The following is a 25,797-nucleotide window of genomic DNA, read 5'->3' as shown; positions in this document are numbered from 1 at the left end:
ACAACGGCAGGTGGCTCTGATTAAATCCGACTCTGACGCCCACTTTTGCTGGCTGGCAAGGAGTCCGCTCTGGATTATCGCAAACCCGTGTTCAAGGCGATGGACTACATCAGCCACCATCTGGATGACAATCCGGGCCTGGATGAGGTCGCAGCAGCGGCAGCCATCTCCACCTTCCACTTCCACCGTATTTTCAAGACGATGGTCGGCGAGACCATTGCCGGATTTACCCGGCGCCTGCGTATGGAACGCGCTGCTCGTCGCTTGCTCGCCTCCCCCCAGAGCGATATCACCACCCTCGCACTGGCCGCCGGGTTCTCCAGCTCGCAGAATTTCGCCAAGGCCTTTCGCCTGCACTTCGCCATGAGCCCCTCGGAATACCGCCAGCAGCAGGGGGGAAACTGGAAAAGCAAGATTGGAAACGATCCCCTTCCCTTTGACACCTATGATGGCCTGGTCATGCACCCGGTCACCGAACACCCGGGTCTGTTGCAGGGGGCAAGCGTCAGGCAGATGCCCGCCCGGCGCGTGGCGTACATGCGCCGCCTGGGCCCCTATGGCAAAGAGACCTGCGAGCAAGCTCATCGGGATTTGCTCGCGCTGTTCGCCTCAGACGAGGCGATGACACCGGCTGGTACCCTGAGTCTCTATTGGGATATCCCCGATATCACCGATGAGACCCGTTGTCGTACTGACGTCTGCATCGAGCTGGGGCCAGAGATCCCCGCAGGGCGCCAGTTAACCACCCAGACCATCGCCGAGGGCCCCTATGCGGTATGTCACTTTATCGCTCGCGGCGATCAACTGGTCGCCTGCTGGGAGACGGCATTTCGCTGGGTAGTGGGCCAAGGGCTGAACTGCGACGATCGCCCGTGTTACGAGCAATACCACGCAGGCACGGACCCCGACCGGGATCATTACGTGTTTGATATCTGTATCCCGCTGATCAACCGATAAGCCGATACCTCATTTCCATTTACCCACTTCGGTGCCTTCGGGCACCGAAGCGACGGAGTCATGCCCATGAATATCAAAACGCTGTTTCTCGCCAGCCTGCTGGTAACGCTTCCCGCTGCCACCAATGCCCAGTCACAGAGCCAGACACTGATCTTTGGCGGCACCATCTACAGTGGTGATCCGGCGAACCCTCACCCGGAAGCGGTCGGCATTGAAGGTAAAAAGATAGTGGCAGTCGGCAGCTATCAGGAGGTCAGCGCCCGTCTAGGCAACCATGCCAAGCGTCTTGATCTGAAAGGAAAGTACCTGATGCCGGGGCTCATCGACAGCCATGTTCATGCGGCATTTGCCGGTTTTCAGGGGATGACGGTTAACTTTCCTGACGCCATGAGTGAGGTTGAGCAGGTGCAGCAATTTCTGACCCGCAGCAAGGATGATCCCCGCCTGACACTGGGCGATGTAGAGCTATACAGCAATGTCTCCCTCGACTATTGGCATCAGCTTCCCCTGCTCGATCAGGTGTTCAATGGCCCGCAATACCGGCAGATCCCGGTAGTGCTGGCAGGTTCGGATGCCCACACCGGTTGGGCCAATCAGGCCATGCTGCGCAAGGCTGGCATTGATGCCGACACCCTTGCCGGTCGTTATGCTCCGCTGAAAGGCAATTTTGGCCTCACCCCATCCGGCAAGCTCAATGGCTTTGCCTCGGAAGGCGGCTGGGATGCCATCCTCAAGGCGCTGCCCCCCGTCAGCGACGAGACGATTGCCAGTGCCATCATGACTGCCGCCAAACAGCTCAATCAGGTGGGCATTACCGCCTGGATGGACCCTATCAGCAACATTCGCCCCCTCGCCCCCATCTTCAACGCCGAGCCGGATCGCCGAGATACCGGCCTGCTGCCGGCGTACAGCATGCTCTCCCGGGAAGGCAAGCTGACCGGACATGTATCCGCACTGGCACTGGTGGGAATCCACGCATCACCCGCCATCATTGATGACGTATTGGCGCTGCAACAACAGTTTCAAGATGCCCCGGACGTGAAACTGGTGGGGATCAAGATCCTGCAGGATGGTGTCATCGAGTATCCATCCCAGACCGCCAAGTTGAGCGAATCCTACCTCAACCGTCCCGGTTACAGCGGCAAGGACGATCTGGACAAGCAGCGTTTCAACGAGCTGATCCGCACCGCGGATGCCCATCAACTTATCGCTCACTTTCATGCCATCGGCGATCGGGCCGTCCGTGAATCCCTCGATGCCATCGCCTATGCCCGGGCCCACAATCGGGATCACCGCTTGCTGCACAGCATCACCCATCTGGAGGTGGTGAGCCCGGCCAGCATTGCCCGTTTCAAACCGCTCAATGTGGCCGCATCGATGCAACTGTTGTGGGCCGGGAAAAACGTGGCGACCACCCTGCTGCTTGAAGGAAAAGTGCCTCCGGCACTGCTAGCCCGCCTCTATCCGGCAGGCAGCTTGCTGCAAAGCGGCGCAATTATCGCCGGTGCCAGTGACTGGCCGGTCTCCAGCCCCAACCCTTTCCTCGCCATGTATACCGCGATCACCCGTCAAGGGGAGCTTGGCTTGCTGCCCCCCGCCAGCGAGCAGATCAGCCGTCAGGCCATCTTGCAGGCCTATACCCTCAACGCCGCCAAGGTAATTGGACGGGAGAAGGAGATTGGCTCCATCAGCGCGGGCAAGAGTGCTGACCTGATCTTGCTGGATCGCAATCTGGAACAGGTTGCAAGCGAAGAGCTCAAGGAGACCAAGGTGCTCTGGACCATGTTCAAGGGCAAGCAGGTCTATTCAGCCCACTGACACCGAGAGAACAAACAGGCCCGCACTGCGGGCCTGTTGGCAAGATCACGACAAGCGCATGGCGTGCAGTGAGCAACCGATAACGGCGGGATTAGCGGCTCGTTTCAGTCAAGTCCTTGTCAATCCAGTACTTGGAGCCGGAGATATTGGCATCGAGCAGCAAGCCCTTCTCACCAATCTGGTAGATGGCCATGCCGCCATTGTATTTGGCGGTAAGCTCGGCGCTCTCCTTGCCGGCCACCACGCCCACTTCGGAGGTGGCTTCCCACCCCTTGGTCACGAAGGCATCGAATCTGGCCTTGTCTTCAAACAGGATCACCTGCTGATAAAACTTGCCACCAATCCCGGCCGCCAGACCTGCGCCAAACATCTTCATATAGGTGTGCTTGCCGGTTTTGCGATTGACCGCCACCCCGGCCCCCTGATTGGTATGCAGCATCAGGGAGAACTTGCGCGAATCGAACACTGCATAGCCATAAGCCTTGTCAAACAACAACTTGGCTGATGGCTGCTCGTTGAACAACCGGATCAACGCAGTGTCGGCCATAGTATTGAGCGCAATCCTCGCCTCTTTCGCCGTCTTGGGGTTGAGCATCTCGTTGAGCTCCTTGTCGGCCGCCTTCAGCCACTCCTTGCCGGTGGCGATGCTCTTGTCGGTCCAGACCCCGGCGGAATTGAAGGCATCCTCCCCCCAGGCCGAGATGGAAGCCCAGCTCTTTTTGGAAAAATCGCTGACATCCTGCCACACCTCCTTGCTAGTCTCACTCACGGCGGTGCCGAGATCGGCGGCGGCAGCCTTCAGTTTCTCCCAGTCGGCATGGCTGGGTGACACCACCAACGTCAGTGACAGGGCCAGCAACCAGTTACGCTTGTTCATTTTTTCACTCCCGTATTGTCGAGTGTCTGGGTTACCCGGTGCGATCCCCTACAACGGGCTACCCGGTGAAAATCACTCCCGCATTATCGGAAGGGGAATCCGGTTAAGCAATCATTGAGTCCTGTTTATCCCGCCACAGCCCGACAGCGGTTAACAAAAAGGCTGCTCATCAAAGAGGAGCAGCCTTTTTAAGCACAGTAAAACCGAACGGGCTTATTCGACCATCATCACCTTGCAGGTGTTGGTACTACCCACGGTTTCCATCTTGTCACCGTGAGTCAGCAGCACCATGTCACCACTCTGCAGCAGCCCCTTCTCCTTGAGCACGGCCAGCGCGTCGCGGCACACTTCGTAGACCGGTTTGGTCTCGTCACCGTCAAACATCACCGGAGTGACGCCACGGTAGAGGTTGGTCCAGGCCAGGGTCTTGTTGTGGGGAGACATGGCGAAGATCGGCAGACCGGAGCTGATACGGGACATCAGCAGCGGAGTGGTGCCGGACTCGGTCAACGCCACGATCGCCTTGACCCCTTCCAGGTGGTTGGCCGCATACATGGTGGACATGGCCACCGCCTCTTCTACCGAGGTGAAGGTGTAGCTCATGCGGTGGTTGGAGACGTTCAGGCTCGGGTGCTTCTCGGCACCGACACAGACGCTCGCCATGGAGGTCACGGTCTCGATGGGGAACTGACCGGCAGCAGTCTCGGCGGAGAGCATCACCGCATCGGTACCATCCAGCACGGCGTTGGCCACGTCCATGACCTCTGCACGAGTCGGCAGCGGCGCATTGATCATCGACTCCATCATCTGGGTAGCGGTGATCACCACGCGGTTCAGGCGACGGGAGTGGCGGATCAGCTTCTTCTGTACGCCAACCAGCTCGGGGTCACCGATCTCGACACCCAGATCGCCACGGGCGACCATCACAGCATCGGAACCGAGGATGATGTCTTCCATCGCCTCATCAGTGGCGACGGTTTCGGCGCGCTCAACCTTGGCCACGATCTTGGCATTGGAACCGGCTTCGCGGGCCAGCTCGCGGGCGTAGCGCAGATCATCGCCACAGCGAGGGAAAGATACCGCCAGATAGTCCACATTCATGCGGGCAGCGGTCTTGATGTCTTCCTTGTCTTTCTCGGTCAGGGCCGGAGCGGAGAGACCGCCCCCTTTCTTGTTGATGCCCTTGTTGTTGGAGAGCGGCCCGGCCACGGTCACCGTGGTGTGAATGCGGGTGCCTTCAACCTGCTCGACCTTCAGCTGCACACGGCCATCGTCCAGCAGCAGGATGTCGCCCTGTACCACATCGTCTGGCAGGCTCTTGTAATCGATACCGACCTGCTCCTGACAACCTTCACCCTTGCCGAGTGCCGCGTCGAGAATGAACTTGTCACCGATGGCCAGATAGATTTTGCCATCCTTGAAAGTGGAAACACGGATTTTCGGGCCTTGCAGATCACCCATGATGGCGACGTGACGACCGAGCTTGGCAGCAATGTCACGCACCTGATTGGCGCGCAGGATATGGTCTTCAGCAGTGCCGTGAGAGAAGTTCATCCGCACCATGTCGGCCCCGGCGCGGATGATCCCTTCGAGGATCCCTTCGCGGTCGGTAGCCGGACCGAGTGTGGTTACAATCTTTGTACGTCTAGGCATGAAAGACTCCAATATGAAGTTGATATGACTTGAGATTCTGCCCCCATCAAGCCCATGGCTCGATGCACCCGTTTACAAACCATCTGGGTGGTTTTTGTTATTAAATTACAATACTACACCAAGGCGGGTGGCATAGACAGTCGGGGGCCTGAGCCCCCGACGGTTCAGGAAGAGTGCGGGGTTTCGAAGCGGGATTCGCGCAATCCCTCTTTTACTTTCTTCAGATTTTCGCGAAATTTCATCCCCCGGCGCAGGGTAAAACCGGTCGCCAGCACATCCACCAGCGCCAGCTGGGCGATGCGGGATGCCATCGGCATATAGACATCGGTATCTTCCGGCACATCCATGGATAGCACCAGATTGCACTCGCGGGCCAGCGGGGAGTCCTTGGCGGTCATGCCGATCACGGTGGCGTCGTTTTCGCGGGCCAGCGCGGCGATTTCGACCAGCGCCTTGGTGCGGCCGGTGTGGGAGATCAGCACCACCACATCCCCTTCGCTGCTGTTGATGCAGCTCATGCGCATCATGACGATATCGTCAAAGCTCACTACCGGAATGTTGAAGCGAAAGAATTTGTTCTGGGCATCGCGGGCAACGGCGGAGGAGGCGCCAAGGCCGAAGAAGCTGATCTTCTTGGACTGGGTCAGGATATCGACGCAGCGGTTGATGGCAGAGATATCCAGGCTGTTTTTGGCGGCATCCAGACAAGCCATGGTGGATTCGAAGATCTTGGCGGTGTAGGTATCCGGTCCATCTTCCGCTTCCACATGACGATTTACGTAAGGGGTGCCATTGGCCAGGCTCTGGGCCAGATGGAGTTTGAAATCAGGAAAGCCCTTGGTATCGAGACGGCGGCAAAAGCGGTTGACGGTCGGTTCACTGACATCGGCCATCTTGGCCAGAGCGGCGATGCTGGAGTGGATGGCGGTCTGGGGAGACGCCAGGATCACCTCGGCAACCTTGCGTTCTGATTTACTGAAACTTTCCAAGTTGTTCGTAATTTTATCAAGGGTATTCATCATCACCACCAGGCGTTTTTGTAATTTAGCTTCAGTGTCTTTGCACTCAATCTACGGCTAAGCAAGTTTCCATTCAAGCTAAGGACTATACAAGACAAGCGGTTATCGCAACTAACGCCTGCCATACAAAGTATGACTCATCTCTAATTATTTCGTACTTTTCGTTACAAAACGTCACCTAGCCATGAAAGCGCTTACAAATGTTGCAAAGCAACAACACTGTGAGCAGGCGCACGTTTGTATCGATCCGGCGGGTGAGCAAGCCTGAGCTCGGATAGAATGAGCCGTCATAATCCAACAATAATCTCGGGACACCAGAGTCGTCCCCATCCTGTAACGAAGGAGTTGTTATGCAGCATACCCATGCGCTGGTCGGCGATGTCGGCGGCACCAATGCGCGTCTGGCCCTGTGTGAGCTGGCCACCGGTACTATCTCTCAGGCAAAGACCTACTCAGGTCTGGCCCATCCCAGCCTTGAAGCCGTGGTACGCCTCTATCTGGAGGAACACAAGGTTCAGGTGGCTGAAGCCTGCATCGCCATCGCCTGCCCCATCAACGGTGACTGGGTCGCTATGACCAACCACAGCTGGGAGTTCTCCATCAGCGAGATGCAGAGCAATCTCGGGCTGGCACGCCTGCAAGTGATCAACGACTTTACTGCGGTCTCGATGGCGGTTCCGGTGTTGGCTGAATCGGATCGCATCCAGCTTGGCGGCGCCGCGCCGGTAGCGGGCAAGCCCATCGCCATCTATGGTGCGGGCACCGGCCTTGGGGTCGCCCATCTGGTCAAGGCGGGTGAGCAGTGGCTGAGCCTGCCGGGTGAAGGTGGTCATGTGGATTTTGCTGCCAACACCGAAGAGGAAGATGCGGTACTGCAAGTAATGCGAGGCGAATTGGGCCATGTCTCGGCAGAGCGTTTCCTCTCCGGCCCGGGTCTGGTCAATCTCTATCGCGGGCTGGTGAAATCCGATGGTCGTGAGCCAGAGCCGTTCGCCCCCAAAGACATTACCGAGCGCGCACTGGCGGGTGAGTGCCTCGATTGCCGTCGCACCCTGAGCCTGTTCTGCGTGCTGATGGGCCGCTTTGCCGGCAATCTGGCCCTCAATATGGGTACCTTTGGCGGCGTCTATATCGCAGGTGGCATAGTGCCGCGCTTCCAGGAGTTCTTTACCGGTTCCGGTTTCCGGGTCGCCTTTGAAGACAAGGGGCGCTTCAAGTCCTACCTCAAGGAGATCCCGGTGTTTCTGATCACCCATGAAGGGCCGGGGCTGCTCGGTGCGGGCGCTTACTTGCGCCAGTCAATGGGGATCACTATCTGATTGAAGAGGGGAACGAAGCGGGATCATCCATGGTTCAGCCTCGATTCAGTGTGAATGGCATAAAGTAGCCGCACGTAACCAAGAGTGTTGTACTTCACAAGGAGTGGAAAGCGACTCTCATCCGCTGGATACGTTTGTCACCTGACAAGCCTGAACTGTTTCAACCGGCCTTTTGGCCGGTTTTTTTTATGTCTGACATCCGGGATTACTGGGCCAGCGCCTTCAGCTGCACCTTGTCGGGAGGATTGTTCCAGTCGATGGGGCCGTGGGTAAAACGGTACTGCAACCGTGGCAGGCTGGTCTCCAGCCACTCTTCCCGAAAATAGGCATAACCCTGATCCCAATCCGGATCATTGGCCCAACCGCTCTGGAGGAAGTAGAGGCGAGTACCCTGCCCTTCCGGCACAAAGCGCAGGCAAACCTGGGTCTTTTGCTGGCGGATATGGGGCAGGCTGGGCGGGAAATTCCAGCTGAAACTGAGCAAGTCATAGGGCATGACGGCCATGACCCGGCACCCTTCGCTGCCACGTTCACCCAGCGGGGCATCAGGCCTGAAGTAGATCTCGAAAGGACCATTCGGTTCGGCCACCATCAAACATTCGGGAGCCAGAAAACTGCGCAGACCGCTTTCGGTAGTCCAGGCGTGCCAGACATCGTCTATGTGCGCCGGAACAAAAATGTTGCCTTCAATCAGTTTATTGTCCATAAATCAGCGATCCTCAAGCCATCCATACAAGGGACTCCGGCAGTATAGCCCCATGGCAAATACAATGGACAGTGCTTAATCACACCCTTGTCATTTGCATCGATTAACCTGCCTCTGTGCAACTGCCTCAATGAACATTGGCTTGATCCGAGAGGGCATCATGATCCGGCTCATGGAAGAACACGACATTCCCCAACTGGCCCGGCTGTTTTTAAAGAGCCGCCGCCACACCTTTCACTGGGTCGATCCCGCCCGTTTCCAACTCGAGGATTTCGAGGAACAGACCAAAGGTGAACAGGTGTGGGTAGCCGAACAGGGGGGCAATATCTGCGGCTTTATCGCCATCTGGCAGCCCGATCACTTCGTCCATCACCTCTATGTGTCAAGCGACTGGCACGGTCAGGGGATAGGGCGCGCCCTGCTGGAGCGGGGCCTCGCTGATTCGCCGCACGGCTCGCTCAAGGTTGCGACCCGCAACACGGCGGCAGTAGCCTTCTACCATCGGCTGGGCTGGCAAAACAGTGATGAGACAGGCCACTGCGAGGTCACCGGCCCCTGGTGCAAATTGCTTAGAAACTAGCGGGACGCCCAGCACCTGCGCTTTGCGGCTGAACAGGCACCAGCGGTGCTGGGGGGAAGAACCAGCGGTAGAGATCGAACCAGCCATCTCGCTGGGCAATCACGACCTCGTGCACCGGATCGCGCTGGAAGATCGCCACCTTGTTTTCAGTCAGCGGCACCCAGGCATAGTTGACCAGCGCATATTGCGACTGGATCAGGTTGTACTCATTGAGATAGGAATCATCGTTACCCGATTCGTGCAGTTGGGTACGACTGTCGATGAGGTAAACAAGCTGGTTGAAGAAGGTCAGTTGAAAACCGGTCACTCGCCACTTCTCCCTGGTCGCCTCCTCCTCTTCGATCACAGTGATTTTGCCCCAGCGGCACACCCCGTGATAGTTGACTCCATTGGCCGACATTTTCAGGTCGTAATGGCAGCCCAGACTGTTGATAAACATCCCGACCACAAACAGCAGCACGACAAGCAGTGGCAACAGCAGCAAGGTATTTTTCAGCGTTCGTTTCATCAGAGATCCCTTACAGCGTTTTTTCGAGCTCTTTATAGGAGAGCACGCGAACCTGGTGGCCGGAGACCAGCACCAGCGATGCTGGTTTGACTGGTGGCACATCGCTCCGTGCCTCCATCTGGCAAACAACGCCGGTCGGCGAGTCGGTGCAGTGCACATGGAGCCACTCGAAATGGAGATAGCTGGCGACAAACGCCACCAGCACAGCCAGTAGCAGATTGACGTACATCAGGCCCCTTGCCAGCATTGGCCGCCCGATACCGCTGAGAAAGGCAAGTTTGGCGCGCTCACCAAAAGAACGGGGAGCTGCAGGCTCTTTGATGACCTCGTGGTCGGAGCTTGGTGATGTCGACGGTGGCTGCGCAGCCGCTGCAGGCGTGGGCTCGCTCATCGGCTCGGGCAAGGGCTCACTCTCTGTTGGCAGTGCCTTGCCGTAATAGCTCTTCATCTTGCAGTTAAGATGCAGGGAGTACCCTTTTTTCGGGGTACTTCTGATATCCAGCGTCTGGGGGAATGAAGCGAAGTGGCGACGAATATTGGCGATGGCCACGTTCAGGGAGTTGGGGCTGATGGGGCGACCCAACCAGCCGATTTCGAGCAACAGATCCTTGTCGCACACCTCGTCATGGTGATCGAGCAGATAGCTGAAAATGAGGCTCTCTGCCGATGACAAACGCACCACCCGGGCGCTTTGCAAGTTGTCCTTGTCGGCACAGAAGATCAGCTCTCGCCTTTTGACATCAAAGACATAATCACCGAAGTGATAGGCTGATATGTTATTGCCTGGCGCAACCCCCGTCATACCAACCACCTGTTATTTGCATTCATCATGAAGAAGATGGGATTCCACACCTGATAAAGCCAGATGGCGGCTCAGGACTCGCTGTAATTAAACGAAATTCTAAAGGGTCGAGATCAGCGGCACAATAGATGCAGGCAGGCATGAGCGGGGAAAATGAAAATATGCGTCCAGCGCTGTCGGACTGCGTATCGGGCAGAGCATGATGCTGCGAGTTTCGCGTATCACGATCACGCCAATCTCAGCTGAACAGTGACATGGGCATGACGAAAAGCGCTGCAGGACAAGGCCCCTTGCCCCTCACTACATCTCGCCGCGCCTCAAAATAATGGGAACCGGCCTGCCCCGCAGGATGATCCAACGGGGCGAAGTGAACTGACTAGACCCGAAACTGCTTGAGCAGGGTGTCGAGTTGGGCCGACAGCTGCCGCAGATCGCTGCTGGCCTCGGCAACCTTTGCCACTCTGGCCGCACTCTCGCTGTTGAGGGTCGCAATCCGGTTGACGCTGTGGCTGACCGCTTCCGCCACCGAGTGTTGTTCTTCCGATGCCTGGGCGATATACATGTTCATCTCGCGGATCAGGCTGACCTGATTTTTAATTTTCTCCACCGATATCTGCACATCTGCCGCCTCGATGCCGGCGCGGGATGCCTTCTCCTGACTCTGTTGCATGCCGGCACCGACATTTTGGGTCGCTTGCTGCAACCGCTTGATACTGGCGCTGATCTCCTCCGTCGACTGGCGAGTACGGCCCGACAAGGTGCGCACCTCATCCGCCACCACCGCAAAACCGCGCCCCTGATCACCCGCCCGCGCCGCCTCGATGGCCGCATTGAGGGCAAGCAAATTGGTCTGCTCGGCAATGCCGTTGATCACCTCGATGATGGTGCCAATGCTGCTGCTCTCGGTCGAAAGGGTGCGCATCAGGGTGGCGACCCGCTCCACCTCCCCCACCAGTTGATGGATGGCCTCATTGGCATGGCCCGCCAGATTGTAACCCTGCTCCACATAGAGGTTGGCCTCATCGGTAGCGCCAGAGGTTTTCACCGCGTTACCAGCCACTTCCTGCACTGCCTGACTCATTTCGGTAATGGCAGTAGCGACCTGATCCAGCTCGGATTGCTGGGCGTCACTGCCTACCCGGGTATCTGCCGAGAGGGAGTCACAGAGTTCGGCGGTTTGCAACACACCGGCAGAGAGCTCGTTGATCTCCGCCACCATCTCCTGCAACTTGGCAATAAAGTGGTTGATGTTGGTGGCCAGCGCGCCCATCTCATCCTGACGGCTGATCTTCAGACGCCGGGTCAGATCCCCCTCTCCTTTGGCCAGATCGAACACCGCCTGATTCATCTGGTGAAGCGGCCTGAGCACATTGCGATGAATCAGCACCATCAACAGGGCGATGATGCAGAGATCGAGCACCAGGATCTGCCAGACGGTGGTGATCAATTGCTGCCGCAATTGGGCCTGAATGGCGGCATCACTGGTTTGCACCAGTAATCGAGCCACGGTGTTTTTCTGGCCGCTGTCGTCATAGACCAGATCATATCCCCCATAGGCAGCAGTATCGGCAGGCATGGCTGTCACGGGGGCAATGCTCCCCGCCGTGTCACGGGCAAACCCGGCCACCAGCTTGTCCTTGTTGACCACCAGCAAAGCACTCAGGATATCGGCCGCCAGCTCGGACTTGAGCGATGCCTCGATGAAGGCCGATTCATAATTCCACAGCGGGCCGGGCAGGGAAAGCTGCAGCCGGCCGATGGCCTGTTCGACCAGCGCACTCTGTTTGCTGTAGCTCTCCGCCCTGACCGCGTTGTAGTTGTAAGCGCCAAACAACACCAGTAGCAGACTCACCGACAGGGAGGTCAACACGGCAATCCTGAACGTCAGACTTTTCCAATCCATGGTTTCCTCCCGGTTTTACGGCAGCCGGCGCAGTGCCATTGAGCGGCACTTGCTATTGGTACTGTTACTGGTACTTGGCATTGATCTTGTCGATGGTGCCATCCGCCTTCATGGCAGCGAGGATCTCGTTAAGCTTGGTGATGAGCTCATCGGGCGTGTCCTTGTTAAACGCCAAGCTCATCTGGGTTTCCTTGAACACGAAGACCGGCTTGGGTGAGGCCACCTTCTCCTTGCTGGCCAGATAGGGGGCCAGATACTGGCCGGTAGCCCAGAGATCGATGCGGCCCGCCTCCAGTTTCTTCACGTTGGCGGTGTCGTTGGCCGCCAGCTGCAACTTGGCAAATCCCTGGGCTTTGAGATACTCGGCGGCCGCATCGCCGTTATAGCCACCCACCGAATACTGCTTGGCATCTTCCAGCGACTTGACCGTGATATTGGCGGTCGAGCTGGAGAAAAACACCCAGTTGTTATTGACCAGCGGCCCGACCCACTTGAACAGTGCTTCCCGCTCAGGAGTGCGGGTCGTGGAGTAGAGGGCGGTATTGGGAGTACCGAGGGTATCTTCGTACGCCCGCTTCCAGGGCATCAGGGTCAGCTTGTATTCGACCCCGGCACGCTTGAACAGCTCTTCGACCACCTCGGTCGACAGCCCGACAATTTTGCCCCCCTCCCCCTGCATGTTGAATGGCGGGTAATCCTCGGTCATCACGTTCAGTGGCGCAGCCTGAACAGCGCTTATCGCCATCATGGAAGAGACTGAAAAAATTGCACTTTTCCACAGCAGTTGATAGTTCATTGCAACCTCGCTTTGCTTGCCATTCATCCCTGAACATCCGCCATTATCGATGGCGGTGCACGTCTGACCCGCTGGGGTCATGCCGGCTTTCACGGCTCGCCGCCCACCCATGTGCAGCAGCAAACAGATCCGGATTTTGCCTGTGCGCAACGAAACGCAACCGGCGAGGGAGGCTCACAACAAATCGAGGTGGATACATGCCAGGGCAGCATAAGGGGAGTGCGGAGTGGGGCGGATAAGCCTCTGCCATACAACAGCGCCGTGGCAAAGAAAAAGCGCATCGTTTTATGACAGGGGTCTGGGAGAGAAATGATAGAAAACGCCAACATCCATTTTCCCATACTGCTCGAGGAGACCTCAGAGCCAAACCTGTCCTTTAGCTAAGGTCACGAAAAGAGATACGTCAAATGAGAATGCTAACCCCCTCATCTGCTTCCAAATTAGATTCCAGATGAGCTCCGTCGAGCCACAAAGTGGCGCTAGATACCCGAAAAACAGAAGGCCACCGCGAGGTGGCCTTCTCCAAATCAACAATGAACGTCTGGTGAAACTCAGTCCTTGGCCGCGTCCATCACACCTTCTTCGGAGTGCGCAGGCAGGATCAGGTTGAGCAGGATGGCGGCAACAGAGGCCAGGCCAACACCGGCTAGCGCGAAGTCGCCAATCTTCATCTCAAGCGCACCGACACCGACGGTCAGAGTCACGGCGACGATGGCGATATTGCGTGACAGTCCCAGATCCACCTTGGATTCCACCAGCGTCTTGAGACCGATGGCAGCGATGGATCCGAACAGCAGCAGCATGATACCGCCCATCACCGGCATCGGGATGGAGGTGAGCAGCGCATTGAACTTGCCAAAGAAGGCCAGAATGATGGCAAACACCGCAGCCCAGGTCATGGTGACCGGATTGAAGTTGCGAGTGATCATCACGGCACCTGTCACTTCGGCGTAGGTGGTCACGGGTGGGCCACCGATGAAACCGGCGAAGCAGACGCCGATACCGTCACCGGCCAGCGTACGGTGCAAACCCGGATCCTTGGTGTAATCCTTGCCAGTCACGCCACCAATCGCCAACACGCCACCGATATGCTCGATACAGGGGGCGATGGCTACCGGCAACATGAACAACGCAGCAGCCCAGTTGATCTCCGGGGTTTCGAAGTGGGGCAGCGCCAGCCAGGGGGCGTTCACCATACCATCGAAACTCACCTGGCCCATGAATACCGCCGAGACATAACCGGCAATCACACCGCACAGGATGGGGATCAGCTTGATCCACCCCTTGCAGAACACAGCTGCAATCAGGGTGACCGCCAGCGAGATACCGGCCAGCGTCAGCGCAGTCCCCGCAGGGACTACCTGCTCACTACCGGCGCGGCCCATCGCCATGTTGCAGGCAACCTGCGCCACAGAAAGACCGATCACCATGATCACCGGGCCAATCACCACCGGGGGCAACAATTTGTGCACAAACCCCATCCCTTTTGCCCGGATCAGCGCAGCCAGAATGAAATACATGAAACCGGCGGCAAACAGGCCAAACATGGTGGATGGCAATCCCCAGGTCTGGGTGGCGTAGATGATGGGGGCGATGAAGGCAAAGCTGGAACCGAGGAAAATCGGGACCTGGCGGCGGGTGCAGAGCTGGAACAACAGGGTGCCCACACCGGCGCCAAGCAGGGCCATGGAGGGGTTCAATCCGGTGAGCAGGGGCACCAGAACCATGGCACCGAAGGCGACAAACAGGATTTGCAGCCCGGCGACACTTTGCTTGACTAAGGAAAACATGGATGTCCTTAATTTTTTGATAACTGATGGGGATATTTATCACTTTTCAGTTATCACAAGACTTTTCCAAGGCACAAAATGAACACAAATACGTCACTTGTTGCCTTTTACTGCTTGGGAAGGGCATGAAACTGGCTTTTTAGGCGGGATTCGTTGCTACAAGCATCGAGTATGCGATTTTACGCATTATTGTGACGAACGCCAATCGTTTTTCCATCATGTTTATTGTGTTCATAGTCAAAAATGCCGCCGCTTGGGGGCGCTCTATACTGGATCCTGTGAATCAAGATGGACAAGGAGTCCCCATGTCACAGCCCCCATTCAAGGCCAGCCAGCGCAGATTGCTTATTGGCTCGGCCATCGCACTCGCCCTGTTTGCGAACCCGTTCAGTTATGATTTTGCCCACAATGAGTGGCAAATGAATCAGGCCTATGCCAAGTCCTGCTTTATCGCCGGCACTCGCATCACGATGGCCGATGGTTCCACCCGTCTCATAGAGACGCTTCGGGTCGGTGAACGGGTGCTGGATCAGCACGGCGGCAGTAACCGGATCCTGGCGGTCGAACGGGTCATACTGGGCAAGCGCAGACTCTACGGGATCAATGATCTGCCCCCGTTCTTTACCGCAGAGCACCCTCTGCTGACCACGCGGGGCTGGGCGGCCATCTCACCGGCCATGACCCGAACCGAAAACCCGCAACTGGCGGTGCTGCCGCTATTTACCGGCATGCAGATAATGTGTCGCCCGGCACCTGTCATGGTGGCGGGCAATCTGGCCCTGCAACCCCAGCCGGAATTACTGCTGGTTGAGTCACTTTGCTGGATCGAGGCGTCTCCCACTACCGCACTCTTCAATCTGCTGCTCGATGGCAGCCACAGCTACATCGCCAATGAACTGATCGTTCACAACAAAGATGGCGGTGGTAGCAGCAGTGGTGGTGGCGACAGCGGTGGAGGCAGCGACAGCGGCGGTGGCAGCGACAGCGACGGAGGCAGCAACAGCGGTGGTGGCAGCAACAGCGGCGGTGGCAGCAACAGCGGTGGTGGCAGCAACAGCGGTGGTGGCAGCAACAGCGGCGGAGGCAGCAACAGCGGCGGCGGCAGCAACAGCGGCGGTGGCAGCAACAGCGGCGGTGGCAGCAACAGCGGCGGTGGCAGCAACAGCGGTGGGGGCAGCAACAGCGGTGGTGGCAGCGACAGCGGCGGAGGCAGCGACAGCGGCGGTGGCAGCGACAGCGATGGGGGCAGCGACAGCGATGGGGGCAGCGATGACAGTGGCGGCCAAGGCGAGCATGCCGGCGGAGAGCAGCATGGTGGAGGTGAACGGCATGCTGGTGGAGAAAAACATGCAGGGGGAGAACGCCATGGGGGTGGCCGCGGATTTGGCAATGGCGTTGATGACAACGGTGTGGATGCCGTCGATGCCAACGGGAACAAGCTCAGAGGTGACGGCACGGTCGATGACAACGGCGTGGATGCCGTAGATGCCAACGGCAACAAGCTCAGGGGTGATGGCACCATCGATGACAACGGTATGGATGCCGTCGATGCCAATGGCAACAAACTCAGGGGCGATGGCACGGTCGATGACAACGGCGTGGATGCCGTTGATGCCAACGGCAACAAGCTCAGGGGTGATGGAACCATCGATGACAACGGCGTGGATGCCGTCGATGCCAACGGCAACAAACTAAGAGGTGATGGCACGGTCGATGATCGCCAGCAAGTACTTACCGATGAGCAGGAGCGGGCGCTGCTCAACAACGGCTTTCGCCAACAGGGGCAACCATGATGCGTTATCTGCTAACACTCCTCCTGCTCGGCCTCGCTGGCTGCGCCACGGTCGACACTCCGCCGCTTTACCATCAAATGGATAAGGCAGATGTTCAACTGGCCAATCAGGCTCTCGCCAAGGCGCTGGAAACCCGTACCAAAGGCCAAAGCCTCACCTGGTTCAATCCAGCTAACCGTCACTCGGGTAGCGTCACCCCGCTGCGCACCTTCCGCCATACCAGCGGGGAGTGGTGTCGCGACTATCGCGAGCAACTCTATATCGGCAAGGCGAGCCAGCAGTGGCAGGATACCGCCTGTCGCAATCAGCAAGGGCGCTGGCGGCCATTGCGAACTTAGTGAATGCCACGGGGTAAACGAAAGGGGGTAGCAGCGCTACCCCCTTGTCATCTTTACCGACCCGTTATCCGGGCGGTGAATATGCGGTTATACCCGACGATAGGGCAGGTAAACCGGCTCCCACATGTGGTTGAGGATATGCTGCTGCAGATCCTGCCCGATCAGCGGGTGGGACGGATCCCGGCGCACGATATCCTTGAGCACGGCGGTGGCCACATGCACCGAGATGCTGCGCAGCTCGCGAATGCGGGGATAAACGGCCCCTTTCGCCAAGTCAACCTCACTCACGCACTCAGCCAGTGCAAAGGCGGCGGTAGTGAAGACATCGGGTGTGATCTCGCGGATCTGGCTGACGATGGCCGCCAGACCTACACCGGGGAAGATAAAGACGTTATTGCCCTGCCCGACCCTGAACTCCTGCCCCTCGTAGCTCACATCCTTGAACGGACTACCGGTCGCAACGATCGCCTTGCCCTTGCTCCAGCGGTAGATATCCTCCGGCAGCGCTTCACAGTTGGCGGTCGGGTTGGAGAGCGGGAACACCATGGGGCGCTCGCAATGCTGCAGCATCAGCTGGATATGCTCTTCCAGGAAGGCGCCGCCCGAGCCGCTGGTACCCAGCAACACGGTAATGGGCACATGACGCAGCACATCGGCCAGATTGGCCTTGCCGGGCACCTCGGTATCCCAGCCCGCCAGCAGCAGCCCCGGCTTGGCATAGCGGCGCTTGTACTCGTCGAGCCCATCCCGGTTGTCGCACACCAGCCCCTGGGTATCCAGGATGTAGATGCGATCGCGGGCCGCCTGCGGATCCATCCCCTCGCGGATCATCCCCGCGCAGATCTGATCCGCGACCCCAACCCCGCCGGCGCCAGCGCCATAGACCAGATAGTTCTGCTGGCCCAGGGTCTCCCCCTTGACCTTGACCGCGCCGATAATACCGGCCAGCACCACGGCACCGGTGCCCTGAATGTCATCGTTGAATGACGGCAGTGCCTGCTGGTAGCGGGCCAGATTGTTGAAGGCATTGGATTTGCTGAAGTCTTCCCACTGCAGCACGGCGTTGGGGAAGTGGCGCTTGACCCCCTGCACGAACTTGTCGATGAACTCTTCATACTCCTTGCCGCGAATACGCTTGTGCGGGCGGCCCAGATACATGGGATCATCGAGCAGTTTCTGATTGTCGGTGCCCACATCCAGCGCGATGGGCATGCAGCAGGCGGGGTGAATACCGGCCCCCAGGGTATAGAGCGCCAGCTTGCCGATAGGGATCCCCATGCCGCCAACACCCTGGTCGCCGATCCCCAGAATGCCCTGGCTGTCGGTGACGACTATGATGCGGATCGATTTGGCATCGAAGTGACGGGCCTGACTGCCCATGTCATCCACGTTGTCCGGGGTGATGTAGAGGCCGCGCGGCTTCTGGAAGCGGTGGCTGAACTCCTGGCACGCCTTGCCCACGGTCGGGGTATAGATGTAGGGAGTCATCTCCTCTACATGGCGTGACAACAGGGCATAGAAGAGAGTCTCGTTGCGATCCTGCAGGGCACGCAGGTTCTGGTACTTCTCGATATCGCTGCAAGCGCTCTTGAACCCCTCATACACTCGCTCGAGCTGGGCTTCAAAAGTTTGCACCTGAGGAGGCAGCAAACCATCGAGATCAAAATCGGCCCGCTCCTGTTCGGTAAAGGCCGTGCCCTTGTTGAGGTATCGATTGTTAAGCAGATCAGTGCCGGTCAGTGCAACGGGGCGAAAATCCTGTCCCTGTGCATCTTTCCACAGCAGATATTGTCCGGTAGCCATAGTCATTCTCTTTGATTTACGTGAAATTGCCGTTCGGCAGGAGAGCAAGACTCATAATGAAATCAATCATATGACGTTTACTCGATCGGTTTTGTGAGCTTGGGCATACCCTGCGGCCAAAATAGGCGCCCGGCGGCCCCGACGAGACAAATATCCACGGCAAGGAATGAGACTCATGTTAGCATTGCGGGCAACCCAGCCCCTTTCACCGCATCACAGCCGGGAGTGACCTGATGCCCTCGCCTCTGCCAGCCTGCGTCCCCTTCTTTCTGCCATGCGCCTGATCCCGCTGCTTGCTCTATGGCTATTTCTGACCTGCCAGTCGGCTCTCGCCGCACCGGGCCGGGTGCTCAACATCATCGTGGGTGAATGGCCTCCTTTCGTCTCCGAGCAATCAAAACAGCACGGTCCAGTGGCCCACCTCATCAGCGATCTGTTCAAGGAGGCGGGCTATGAGGTGAAGTTCCACTTCGCCCCCTGGGGTCGGGTCTATTCGCTGGCGGCCAACAGCCAGCTCTACGACGCCACCGCCGTCTGGATGCACAAACCGGAGCGGGAGCAGGATTTTCTGTTCAGCGAAGCGGTGCTGCAGGAGCAGTTTGTCTTCTTCTCCCTCAAATCACGGCAGCTGCAAGCCGAGCGCCTTGAGCAGATCATCGGCATGCGGTTGGGGGGCGATATCGCCTATAGCTACGGGCCCGAGCTGGACAAGATGGTGGCTGATGGCGAGGTAACCCAACAGAAAGTCACCGACGTGAAACAGAATTTCGGCAAGCTGCTGCGCGGGCGGATTGACCTCTATCCGCAAGAGCTGCGAGTCGGTCTGGCCGAGTTGCAGAGCCAGCTCGACCCCGCCAGCGCGGCACTCATCACCCACAGTCATACCCCTTTTCTGCGCAACGACAGCTTCGTGATGTTCCCGCGCAAGATGCCGGATTCAGCCAAACTGCGGGATCAGTTCAATCAGCAGTTGCAGCAGGCCATCGCCAGCGGACGTTATCAGCGCTACTTCGAGCGGCTGGCCCGGGGGGAATATTGACCTTGGCGAGGCAAAAACAGAGGGGATAAAACAACGGTGGCGGCCCTTTGTGGCCACCACCTCTGTGATGCTTGTCAGCGGTCGGCATTAGCCGCTGATGCCCACCTCCAGCTTGAACGACGTCTTGGCCTTGCTGCTCTCGGCAGCCCCCATCTGGTAGACCCGAATGGTATAAGTGCCCTTGGCGGGCAGGGTCGCCTCAAAGTTGTTCCCGTCACGAGAGCCAACAAAAATCGCTTCCCCCTTGCTGCCCGGCGGCAAAATATTGAAGTAGGGCTTGCCGGTCAGGATCACCACCATGCTCTGCCCCTTGTTGGCCGTCAGCTTGTAATCGAGGGTCTGGCTACCCTGAATGGTGCCGTTGATGGTTGCCCCTGACTCCCCCTTCTTGAACTGCACCTGCTGGGTCTTGATCCCGTCAGCCGCCTGCGCCACGCCCGCAATACCACCGAATAGCGCAGATGCACATACCGCTGCCAGCCATGCTTTTCTCATCATTTGTCATCCCTTGTGTGAATGGAACCCCTGTTACTGTTGCTCAAGGTGGCCCAAAAAACCATCGCCGTTTGCGGCATCGCTCAATCAATTTGCCATCACGATCGACCCGCCATCAAAAGGGGCGCCGCAGCGCCCCTTCTCTTTATTCTTTGTCGACCATCAGCTTGATTTGCCCGCCTTGGGCTCATCAAGGGTATGCTTCACCTCTTCATACCAGAGGTCGTGGTGCTCCTTGGCCCAAGTCTCGTCCACCTCGCCGGTCACCATCCCCTCCAGCGCCCCTTCCAGCTGGAACAGGCCCATGTAGATATGGAAGATAAAGCCGCAGATAAGGATCAAGGCGCCTACGATATGGATGAAACTGGCCCACTCCATCTGGCGGCGCAGCTGGCCGAAGATGGGGAAGTCGAGGAACAGCCCGGTCGCCACCACAATGCCGCCAAACCAGATCAGCAGCCAGAAGATCGCCTTCTCGCCGCCGTTGGAGAAGCCCGCCGAAGGATGGCTTCCCTTGTGCTTGCCGAGCATGCCGCCAAACTTCATGAACCACTGCACATCCACCATGTTGACGATGTTGTGGCGGAACCACTTGATGAGCACCCCCATCAGGCAGAGGAAGAAGAGCGGCCCCACATAGTTGTGGAACACCTTGGCAAACCAGATCCAGTTCTCCCACACCCCGAGGCTCACCACCGGCTTGATGAAGTACTTGCCGTAGATGATGGCCAGCCCCGACCCGGACAGGGTCAGAAACATGGCCGCCGTGGTCCAGTGCAGCGCCCGATCCAGCCGGCTCCAGCGCTTGAGCTTGCGCCCGGTGCGCGGCTTGGAGAGCTTGGTCTGCCCCACCACCAGATACATCAGGCCGCACATGGCGAGCGACCCAAAGATAGCGATGGCGCCGAGCGGCGACACCCACTTGGTCTTCACCTCGAACCAGAGCTGGCCCGGCACCGAGATCAGCACCCCGTGCTCCGGCGAGCGGGAGGTGGTCACCCCCTCCTGCCCATCCTTCACCGCCCGCCAGTAATCGGCGCCGGCAAAGCCGACCGCCTCTTTCTCGGCGTCGGCGAAACTTGCGGTACTCACCAGCAGCAGGGCAGCAAACAGGGCCATTAGCCAGGTTTTCATGCCGACCCTCCCTGCTTGTTCAGCTTGCTGGCGTCGTGAAACAGCTCATCGCCATTACCCCAGGCCGCATCCTTGGCGCCGCGATAGGCAACCCGCTCGCGGAAGATATCGGAGATAACCTGCGCATCCCCCGCCAGCAGCGCCTTGGTGGAGCAGAGCTCGGCACACATGGGCAGCTTGCCCTCGGCGATGCGGTTGGCTCCGTACTTCTGGCGCTCCGCCTCGCTGTGATCCTCTTCCGGGCCACCGGCACAGAAGGTGCACTTGTCCATCTTGCCCCGATCGCCAAAAGCGGCGGTCTTAGGGAACTGGGGAGCCCCGAACGGGCAGGCAAACAGGCAGTAGCCGCAACCGATGCAGAGATCCTTGTTGTGCAGCACTATGCCGTCGTCGGTGTGATAGAAGCAGTCGGCCGGGCAGACCGCCATGCAGGGAGCGTCGGTGCAGTGCATGCAGGCGACCGAGATGGAGGTCTCCCCCGGCAGGCCGTCGTTAAGGGTCACCACCCGGCGGCGCTGGATGCCCCACTCCAGGGCATCGTCGTTCTCGTTCTTGCACGCCGTCACACAGCCGTTGCACTCGATGCAGCGCTTGGTGTCACACATGAATTTCATTCTGGCCATGGGATCAGGCTCCTACTTTACGAAAACGGCACAGGGTGACCTTGGTCTCCTGCATCTGGGTAACCGGGTCATAGCCATAGGTGGTGACTATGTTGACCGACTCCCCCAGCACATAGGGATCAGACCCTTCCGGATATTTGGATCGCAGATCCTTGCCCTCGAAGTGGCCGCCGAAGTGGAACGGCATAAAGGCGAGCCCCGGCTTGACCCGCGGGGTCACCAGCGCCTTCACCTTGACCCTGCCCCCTTCCGGCCCCTCGACCCACACATCCTGACCGTCGCGCACGCCGACGTCGTTGGCATCAGCCGGGTTCATCTCGACGAACATCTCCTGCTGCAATTCAGCCAGCCAGGGGTTGGAGCGGGTCTCGTCGCCGCCCCCCTCGTACTCCACCAAACGGCCGGAGGTGAGGATGATCGGGAACTCCTTGCTGACGTCCTTCTCCTGCACCGAGGCATACTGGGTCGGCAGGCGCCACAGGCTCTTGGCATCGGGCCAGGTGGCGTAGTCGGCCAAGAGATCCCGGCGCGGGGTGTAGAGCGGCTCGCGGTGCTTGGGCACCTGATCCGGGAAGGTCCACACCACGCAGCGCGCCTTGGCGTTACCGTAAGGGACGAAGCCGTGCTTGATGGCGACCCGCTGGATACCGCCGGAGAGGTCGGTTTTCCAGTTCTTGCCCTCGGCTTCCTTCTTCTCGGCCTCGGTCAGCTCATCCCACCAGCCGAGCTGCTTCATCAGGTCGGCGGTGATCTCGGGATAGCCGTCTTCCACCTCGCTCCCCTTCGGCCAGGAGTCTTCGGCGAGCAGCGAGACGCCCTGATACTCGATGCCGAAGCGGGCGCGGAAACCGCCGCCCCCTTCCGAAACCGGAATGCTGGTGTCGTAGAGGATGTGGCTGCCGGGGTGCTTCATCTCAGGGGTGCCCCAGCAGGGCCACGGCAGACCATACACTTCGCCGCTGACCGGGCCGCCTTCGGCCTTGAGGTTGGTCTTGTGGAAGGTGTGCCAGTTCTGCTGGTGCGCCTTGAGCCGCTCCGGGCTCTGGCCGGTGTAGCCCACGCTCCACATGCCGCGGTTGTATTCACGGGTGATGTCTTCCAGCAGTGGCTGGTTGTTCTCCACCTTGATGTGTTTGAACAGCTGGTCGGCAAAGCCGAGCTTCTTGCTCAGGAGATACATGATCTCATGGTCGACCTTGGATTCGAACAGGGGCTCAATCACCTTGTCGCGCCACTGCATGGAGCGGTTGGTGGCGGTGACGGAACCATAGGTCTCGAACTGGGTGGTGGCCGGCAGCAGGTAGACGCCGTCGGTACGATCGTTCATGACGGCAGCGACTGTGGGGTAAGGGTCGACAATCACCATCATGTCGAGCTTTTGCATCGCCTTCTTCATCTCGGGGCCGCGGGTCTGGGAGTTGACCGCATGACCCCAGTAGAACATGGCGCGGATGTTGGAGCCCTGCTCGATGAGATCAGCGTTCTCCAGCACCCCGTCCACCCAGCGGGAGACCGGAATGCCGTTGTTGTTCATCGGCAACTTGCCGTTGTAGGCCTTGTTGTCGAAGCGGGCCTTGATCCACTCGTAATCGACATCCCACACCCGGGCCCAGTGCTTCCAGGAGCCCTCTTCCAGCCCGTAGTAGCCGGGCAGAGAGTCGGAGGTGACGCCAAAGTCGGTGGCGCCCTGCACGTTGTCGTGACCGCGGAAGATGTTGGTGCCCGCCCCGCTCTTGCCCACGTTGCCGAGGGCCAGTTCGAGGATGCAGTAAGCGCGGGTATTGTTGTTGCCGGTGGTGTGCTGGGTACCGCCCATGCACCAGACCACGCAGCCGGGGCGGTTGTCGGCCAGCAGTTTGGCCGCGCCATAGACCTGCTGTTCGTTGAGGCCGGTCACCCGCTCCACTTCGGCCGGAGTCCAGCGCGCCACCTCTTTTTGCACCTCGTCCATGCCGTAGACGCGGGTGCGGATGAACTCCTTGTCTTCCCAGCCGTTCTTGAAGATGTGCCAGAGCATGCCCCAGATAAAGGCGACGTCGGTGCCCGGGCGCAGGGAGAGGTACATGTCCGCCTTGGCGGCGGTACGGGTGCGACGCGGGTCGACCACCAGGATCTTGCAGCCGTTGCGCTCTTTGGCCAGCAGGATGTGCTGCATGGCGACCGGGTGGGCTTCCGCCGGGTTGGAGCCGATGAACATGATCGACTTGCTGTTGTGCATGTCGTTCAGGCTGTTGGTCATGGCGCCGTAGCCCCAGGTGTTGGCTACGCCAGCGACCGTGGTGGAGTGGCAGATCCGCGCCTGGTGATCCACGTTGTTGGTGCCCCACAGAGACGCCATCTTGCGAAACAGGTAGGCCTGCTCGTTGGAGTGCTTGGCGGAGCCGAGCCAGTAGACGCTGTCGGGGCCGGACTCCTTGCGAAGGCGCAGCACCTCGTTGCCCACCTCTTCGATAGCCTGATCCCAACTGATGCGCTGCCACTTGCCGCCCACCAGCTTCATCGGGTACTTGAGGCGACGCTCACCGTGGCCGTGCTCGCGCAGGGCCGCCCCTTTGGCACAGTGACCGCCAAGGTTGAAGGGGTGATCAAATGCCGGCTCCTGGCCGGTCCAGACGCCGTTTTGCACCTCGGCATAAACGCCGCAGCCCACCGAGCAGTGGGAACAGATGGTGCGCTTCACCTCGACCGGCACCTCGGCCGCCACGGTTTTGGCCTCGGCCCGCTGCATCATGGCTGGCGCCAGCCAACCGGCGGCCACGGCGCCACCGGCCACCAGACCGGAATTGACCATAAAGGCGCGGCGGGTCAGCCCCTGACCGCGAATGGCCTCATTGCCCTGCTCGCCCGCCTGGGGCTGCTCGGCACGTTTTGTCAGTTTCATGAGTTCTCCTTCACTGATCCGGCTCAGTCGGTGCCGCGCAGGGTGCGATAAAAGTCGTGAACATGGGGGGTCTCCCGATAGCCCTTGTCAGGCTTGGTGTCGTGGGTCAGCACCTCTTTGCCCACCACCCGACCGGTGGCACCGGCCAGTACGCCTATGGTGGCGACCACGCCAACTCCCTTGATCAGATTGCGGCGGGACGGGTCTTTCAGCTGTTCATCGCTCATTCTTGTGACCTCTGTTTTTGTAATGTCCGGCGCCTGCGCGCCAGCTTCGCGTCCAATGGGATATCTCGTCTGCTCGTTTATGCGCAGCTCTTGTTATGCGCAGATAGGGGCGTTCAGCCCGGCACCACGCAGGCGCCAAACGGCAGGCGCAATTCGTTTTCCAGCTTGAAGAAATCTTCGGCAAGGGCGCCGACCGCCCGGTAGAAGCTCCCCCCTTTCGCCTGTTGCTGATCGCGGCTGCAGGCGAGTACCCAGGGGGCAAGGTGGCGCTCATAGAAGCGGTTGCGCTCCGGATGCTGCTCGCCAATCAGTACCGCCATCACCTCACAGAGGGCGGCGAGATGATCTTCCGGCTCGCACACTCCGCTCTGGCGCTCAAAACCGAGGGACTGCAGATCTGCACGCAGCACCGCCAGCGGCAGCTCCATCAAAGAGCCGGTGAGATACCAGGAAGCAAACGGCACAATCTCTCCGCGCCCCAGCCCGATAAAGAGATCCTGATACTCCTCGGCAAGCTCGTTTTCGTGGTGGCTGCTGGCCGCCAGCTGCACCAGTCCCAGCCCTCTGGCAAAGGGGCCGGGCATGGCCTGCAACCCTTGCAGCCAGGCGAGCTGTTCACCACGGGGGGCGGCGCGCCAGAGGCTTGCCAGCAGGGCGTAGAGATCGGCGCTGCTCTGTTCCAGTTCGGTCATGGTCAGTTCGCCAGCCTCTTCGTTATGTTGTTCACTCATCACTG

22 protein-coding genes and 1 pseudogene are annotated in these 25,797 nt (G+C 59.0%); 7 read left to right on the top strand and 16 right to left on the bottom strand.

The genetic code is table 11. The annotated features are described in order from the left end of the window. Positions 1–45 precede the first annotated feature (45 nt). On the top strand, positions 46–957 hold the full coding sequence (locus tag ACW5XC_RS01225; protein ID WP_178378359.1) for an AraC family transcriptional regulator: 912 nt from the start codon (positions 46–48) through the stop codon (positions 955–957). A gap of 66 nt (positions 958–1,023) precedes the next feature. Then, positions 1,024–2,775 carry an amidohydrolase gene (locus ACW5XC_RS01220; protein ID WP_042054468.1) on the top strand — a complete coding sequence of 584 codons (1,752 nt, stop codon included), beginning with the start codon at positions 1,024–1,026 and terminating at the stop codon, positions 2,773–2,775. Positions 2,776–2,866: 91 nt separating this feature from the next. Here the strand turns inward: ACW5XC_RS01220 and befA are convergent, their stop codons facing one another. The 3 genes from befA to ACW5XC_RS01205 form a co-directional block, all read right to left on the bottom strand. Beyond that, the gene (gene befA, locus ACW5XC_RS01215) at positions 2,867–3,652 is read right to left on the bottom strand and encodes a beta cell expansion factor BefA (RefSeq protein WP_042054469.1); all 786 of its coding nucleotides are present in this window, start codon (positions 3,650–3,652) and stop codon (positions 2,867–2,869) included. A 213-nt stretch (positions 3,653–3,865) separates the two neighbouring features. Further along, the gene (pyk, locus tag ACW5XC_RS01210; RefSeq protein WP_005362071.1) at positions 3,866–5,305 is read right to left on the bottom strand and encodes a pyruvate kinase; all 1,440 of its coding nucleotides are present in this window, start codon (positions 5,303–5,305) and stop codon (positions 3,866–3,868) included. Positions 5,306–5,469: 164 nt separating this feature from the next. Next, positions 5,470–6,324, bottom strand: coding sequence for a MurR/RpiR family transcriptional regulator (locus ACW5XC_RS01205; RefSeq protein ID WP_005334759.1), 855 nt, complete (start codon positions 6,322–6,324; stop codon positions 5,470–5,472). A gap of 347 nt (positions 6,325–6,671) precedes the next feature. Between ACW5XC_RS01205 and glk the strand changes: the two are divergent. Next, positions 6,672–7,643, top strand: a pseudogene (gene glk, locus ACW5XC_RS01200) (glucokinase); the annotation flags it as partial. A 205-nt stretch (positions 7,644–7,848) separates the two neighbouring features. On the opposite strand, the gene ACW5XC_RS01195 reads toward glk, so the two are convergent. Beyond that, complete coding sequence (locus tag ACW5XC_RS01195; protein ID WP_042054471.1) at positions 7,849–8,349, bottom strand: SRPBCC family protein; 501 nt, start codon at positions 8,347–8,349, stop codon at positions 7,849–7,851. Between the two features lie 160 nt (positions 8,350–8,509). On the opposite strand from ACW5XC_RS01195, the gene ACW5XC_RS01190 reads away from it, so the two are divergent. Next, on the top strand, positions 8,510–8,929 hold the full coding sequence (locus tag ACW5XC_RS01190) for a GNAT family N-acetyltransferase (RefSeq protein ID WP_040065353.1): 420 nt from the start codon (positions 8,510–8,512) through the stop codon (positions 8,927–8,929). Here ACW5XC_RS01190 and ACW5XC_RS01185 read toward each other — a convergent pair. The 5 genes from ACW5XC_RS01185 to ACW5XC_RS01165 all read right to left on the bottom strand — a co-directional run bounded on the left by ACW5XC_RS01185 (position 8,919) and on the right by ACW5XC_RS01165 (position 14,728). Continuing rightward, positions 8,919–9,437 (bottom strand): hypothetical protein, encoded by a 519-nt coding sequence (locus tag ACW5XC_RS01185; protein WP_005353702.1) that lies wholly within the window; start codon positions 9,435–9,437, stop codon positions 8,919–8,921. The genes ACW5XC_RS01190 and ACW5XC_RS01185 overlap by 11 nt on opposite strands. Positions 9,438–9,447: 10 nt before the next feature. Next, on the bottom strand, positions 9,448–10,239 hold the full coding sequence (locus ACW5XC_RS01180; RefSeq protein WP_042054472.1) for a winged helix-turn-helix domain-containing protein: 792 nt from the start codon (positions 10,237–10,239) through the stop codon (positions 9,448–9,450). 376 nt (positions 10,240–10,615) lie between these two features. Continuing rightward, positions 10,616–12,142 carry a methyl-accepting chemotaxis protein gene (locus ACW5XC_RS01175; protein WP_042054473.1) on the bottom strand — a complete coding sequence of 509 codons (1,527 nt, stop codon included), beginning with the start codon at positions 12,140–12,142 and terminating at the stop codon, positions 10,616–10,618. A gap of 64 nt (positions 12,143–12,206) precedes the next feature. Further along, a complete protein-coding gene (locus ACW5XC_RS01170; protein ID WP_005334783.1) occupies positions 12,207–12,938 on the bottom strand; it encodes a substrate-binding periplasmic protein in 732 nt (243 codons plus the stop codon). Between the two features lie 551 nt (positions 12,939–13,489). Next, positions 13,490–14,728: a uracil-xanthine permease family protein gene (locus ACW5XC_RS01165; protein WP_005334784.1), complete on the bottom strand. Its 1,239-nt coding sequence runs from the start codon at positions 14,726–14,728 to the stop codon at positions 13,490–13,492. Positions 14,729–15,033: 305 nt separating this feature from the next. Between ACW5XC_RS01165 and ACW5XC_RS01160 the strand changes: the two genes are divergently transcribed. Both ACW5XC_RS01160 and ACW5XC_RS01155 read left to right on the top strand, forming a co-directional pair. Then, a complete protein-coding gene (locus ACW5XC_RS01160; RefSeq protein WP_042054474.1) occupies positions 15,034–16,521 on the top strand; it encodes a hypothetical protein in 1,488 nt (495 codons plus the stop codon). Beyond that, positions 16,518–16,859, top strand: coding sequence for an RT0821/Lpp0805 family surface protein (locus ACW5XC_RS01155; protein WP_040065365.1), 342 nt, complete (start codon positions 16,518–16,520; stop codon positions 16,857–16,859). Before ACW5XC_RS01160 ends, ACW5XC_RS01155 begins: the two co-directional genes overlap by 4 nt. A gap of 87 nt (positions 16,860–16,946) precedes the next feature. Here the strand turns inward: ACW5XC_RS01155 and ACW5XC_RS01150 are convergent, their stop codons facing one another. Further along, positions 16,947–18,662 (bottom strand): NAD-dependent malic enzyme, encoded by a 1,716-nt coding sequence (locus tag ACW5XC_RS01150; RefSeq protein WP_042054475.1) that lies wholly within the window; start codon positions 18,660–18,662, stop codon positions 16,947–16,949. A 274-nt stretch (positions 18,663–18,936) separates the two neighbouring features. Here ACW5XC_RS01150 and ACW5XC_RS01145 point away from each other — a divergent pair, with 274 nt between their 5' ends. Then, positions 18,937–19,701, top strand: a complete 765-nt coding sequence (locus tag ACW5XC_RS01145) for a substrate-binding periplasmic protein (protein WP_042054476.1) — start codon at positions 18,937–18,939, stop codon at positions 19,699–19,701. 87 nt (positions 19,702–19,788) lie between these two features. Here the strand turns inward: ACW5XC_RS01145 and ACW5XC_RS01140 are convergent, their stop codons facing one another. The 6 genes from ACW5XC_RS01140 to ACW5XC_RS01115 form a co-directional block, all read right to left on the bottom strand. After that, on the bottom strand, positions 19,789–20,199 hold the full coding sequence (locus tag ACW5XC_RS01140; RefSeq protein WP_236396759.1) for a DNA breaking-rejoining protein: 411 nt from the start codon (positions 20,197–20,199) through the stop codon (positions 19,789–19,791). Between the two features lie 159 nt (positions 20,200–20,358). Then, positions 20,359–21,330, bottom strand: a complete 972-nt coding sequence (locus tag ACW5XC_RS01135) for a formate dehydrogenase subunit gamma (RefSeq protein WP_005334792.1) — start codon at positions 21,328–21,330, stop codon at positions 20,359–20,361. Further along, the gene (fdh3B, locus tag ACW5XC_RS01130; protein WP_042054477.1) at positions 21,327–21,953 is read right to left on the bottom strand and encodes a formate dehydrogenase FDH3 subunit beta; all 627 of its coding nucleotides are present in this window, start codon (positions 21,951–21,953) and stop codon (positions 21,327–21,329) included. Before fdh3B ends, ACW5XC_RS01135 begins: the two co-directional genes overlap by 4 nt. Before the next feature lie 4 nt (positions 21,954–21,957). After that, positions 21,958–24,834 (bottom strand): formate dehydrogenase subunit alpha, encoded by a 2,877-nt coding sequence (locus ACW5XC_RS01125; protein WP_042054478.1) that lies wholly within the window; start codon positions 24,832–24,834, stop codon positions 21,958–21,960. Between the two features lie 23 nt (positions 24,835–24,857). Further along, positions 24,858–25,061, bottom strand: coding sequence for a transcriptional initiation protein Tat (locus ACW5XC_RS01120; protein WP_042054479.1), 204 nt, complete (start codon positions 25,059–25,061; stop codon positions 24,858–24,860). Between the two features lie 113 nt (positions 25,062–25,174). Further along, positions 25,175–25,792: a TorD/DmsD family molecular chaperone gene (locus tag ACW5XC_RS01115; protein ID WP_042054480.1), complete on the bottom strand. Its 618-nt coding sequence runs from the start codon at positions 25,790–25,792 to the stop codon at positions 25,175–25,177. Positions 25,793–25,797: the final 5 nt, after the last annotated feature.

The sequence above is a fragment of the Aeromonas sp. 25-AL00135 genome (genome assembly GCF_054052385.1).
This window is presented reverse-complemented; position numbering and strand designations above follow the sequence as displayed.

Excerpts from the sequence above, each read along its gene's own strand:
- ACW5XC_RS01220 (WP_042054468.1), top strand. The coding sequence starts at position 1,024 with ATGAATATCAAAACGCTGTTTCTCGCCAGCCTGCTGGTAACGCTTCCC.
- befA (WP_042054469.1), bottom strand. The coding sequence starts at position 3,652 with ATGAACAAGCGTAACTGGTTGCTGGCCCTGTCACTGACGTTGGTGGTG.
- pyk (WP_005362071.1), bottom strand. The coding sequence starts at position 5,305 with ATGCCTAGACGTACAAAGATTGTAACCACACTCGGTCCGGCTACCGAC.
- ACW5XC_RS01205 (WP_005334759.1), bottom strand. The coding sequence starts at position 6,324 with ATGAATACCCTTGATAAAATTACGAACAACTTGGAAAGTTTCAGTAAA.
- ACW5XC_RS01195 (WP_042054471.1), bottom strand. The coding sequence starts at position 8,349 with ATGGACAATAAACTGATTGAAGGCAACATTTTTGTTCCGGCGCACATA.
- ACW5XC_RS01190 (WP_040065353.1), top strand. The coding sequence starts at position 8,510 with ATGATCCGGCTCATGGAAGAACACGACATTCCCCAACTGGCCCGGCTG.
- ACW5XC_RS01185 (WP_005353702.1), bottom strand. The coding sequence starts at position 9,437 with ATGAAACGAACGCTGAAAAATACCTTGCTGCTGTTGCCACTGCTTGTC.
- ACW5XC_RS01180 (WP_042054472.1), bottom strand. The coding sequence starts at position 10,239 with ATGACGGGGGTTGCGCCAGGCAATAACATATCAGCCTATCACTTCGGT.
- ACW5XC_RS01175 (WP_042054473.1), bottom strand. The coding sequence starts at position 12,142 with ATGGATTGGAAAAGTCTGACGTTCAGGATTGCCGTGTTGACCTCCCTG.
- ACW5XC_RS01170 (WP_005334783.1), bottom strand. The coding sequence starts at position 12,938 with ATGAACTATCAACTGCTGTGGAAAAGTGCAATTTTTTCAGTCTCTTCC.
- ACW5XC_RS01165 (WP_005334784.1), bottom strand. The coding sequence starts at position 14,728 with ATGTTTTCCTTAGTCAAGCAAAGTGTCGCCGGGCTGCAAATCCTGTTT.
- ACW5XC_RS01160 (WP_042054474.1), top strand. The coding sequence starts at position 15,034 with ATGTCACAGCCCCCATTCAAGGCCAGCCAGCGCAGATTGCTTATTGGC.
- ACW5XC_RS01155 (WP_040065365.1), top strand. The coding sequence starts at position 16,518 with ATGATGCGTTATCTGCTAACACTCCTCCTGCTCGGCCTCGCTGGCTGC.
- ACW5XC_RS01150 (WP_042054475.1), bottom strand. The coding sequence starts at position 18,662 with ATGGCTACCGGACAATATCTGCTGTGGAAAGATGCACAGGGACAGGAT.
- ACW5XC_RS01145 (WP_042054476.1), top strand. The coding sequence starts at position 18,937 with ATGCGCCTGATCCCGCTGCTTGCTCTATGGCTATTTCTGACCTGCCAG.
- ACW5XC_RS01140 (WP_236396759.1), bottom strand. The coding sequence starts at position 20,199 with ATGATGAGAAAAGCATGGCTGGCAGCGGTATGTGCATCTGCGCTATTC.
- ACW5XC_RS01135 (WP_005334792.1), bottom strand. The coding sequence starts at position 21,330 with ATGAAAACCTGGCTAATGGCCCTGTTTGCTGCCCTGCTGCTGGTGAGT.
- fdh3B (WP_042054477.1), bottom strand. The coding sequence starts at position 21,953 with ATGGCCAGAATGAAATTCATGTGTGACACCAAGCGCTGCATCGAGTGC.
- ACW5XC_RS01125 (WP_042054478.1), bottom strand. The coding sequence starts at position 24,834 with ATGAAACTGACAAAACGTGCCGAGCAGCCCCAGGCGGGCGAGCAGGGC.
- ACW5XC_RS01120 (WP_042054479.1), bottom strand. The coding sequence starts at position 25,061 with ATGAGCGATGAACAGCTGAAAGACCCGTCCCGCCGCAATCTGATCAAG.
- ACW5XC_RS01115 (WP_042054480.1), bottom strand. The coding sequence starts at position 25,792 with ATGAGTGAACAACATAACGAAGAGGCTGGCGAACTGACCATGACCGAA.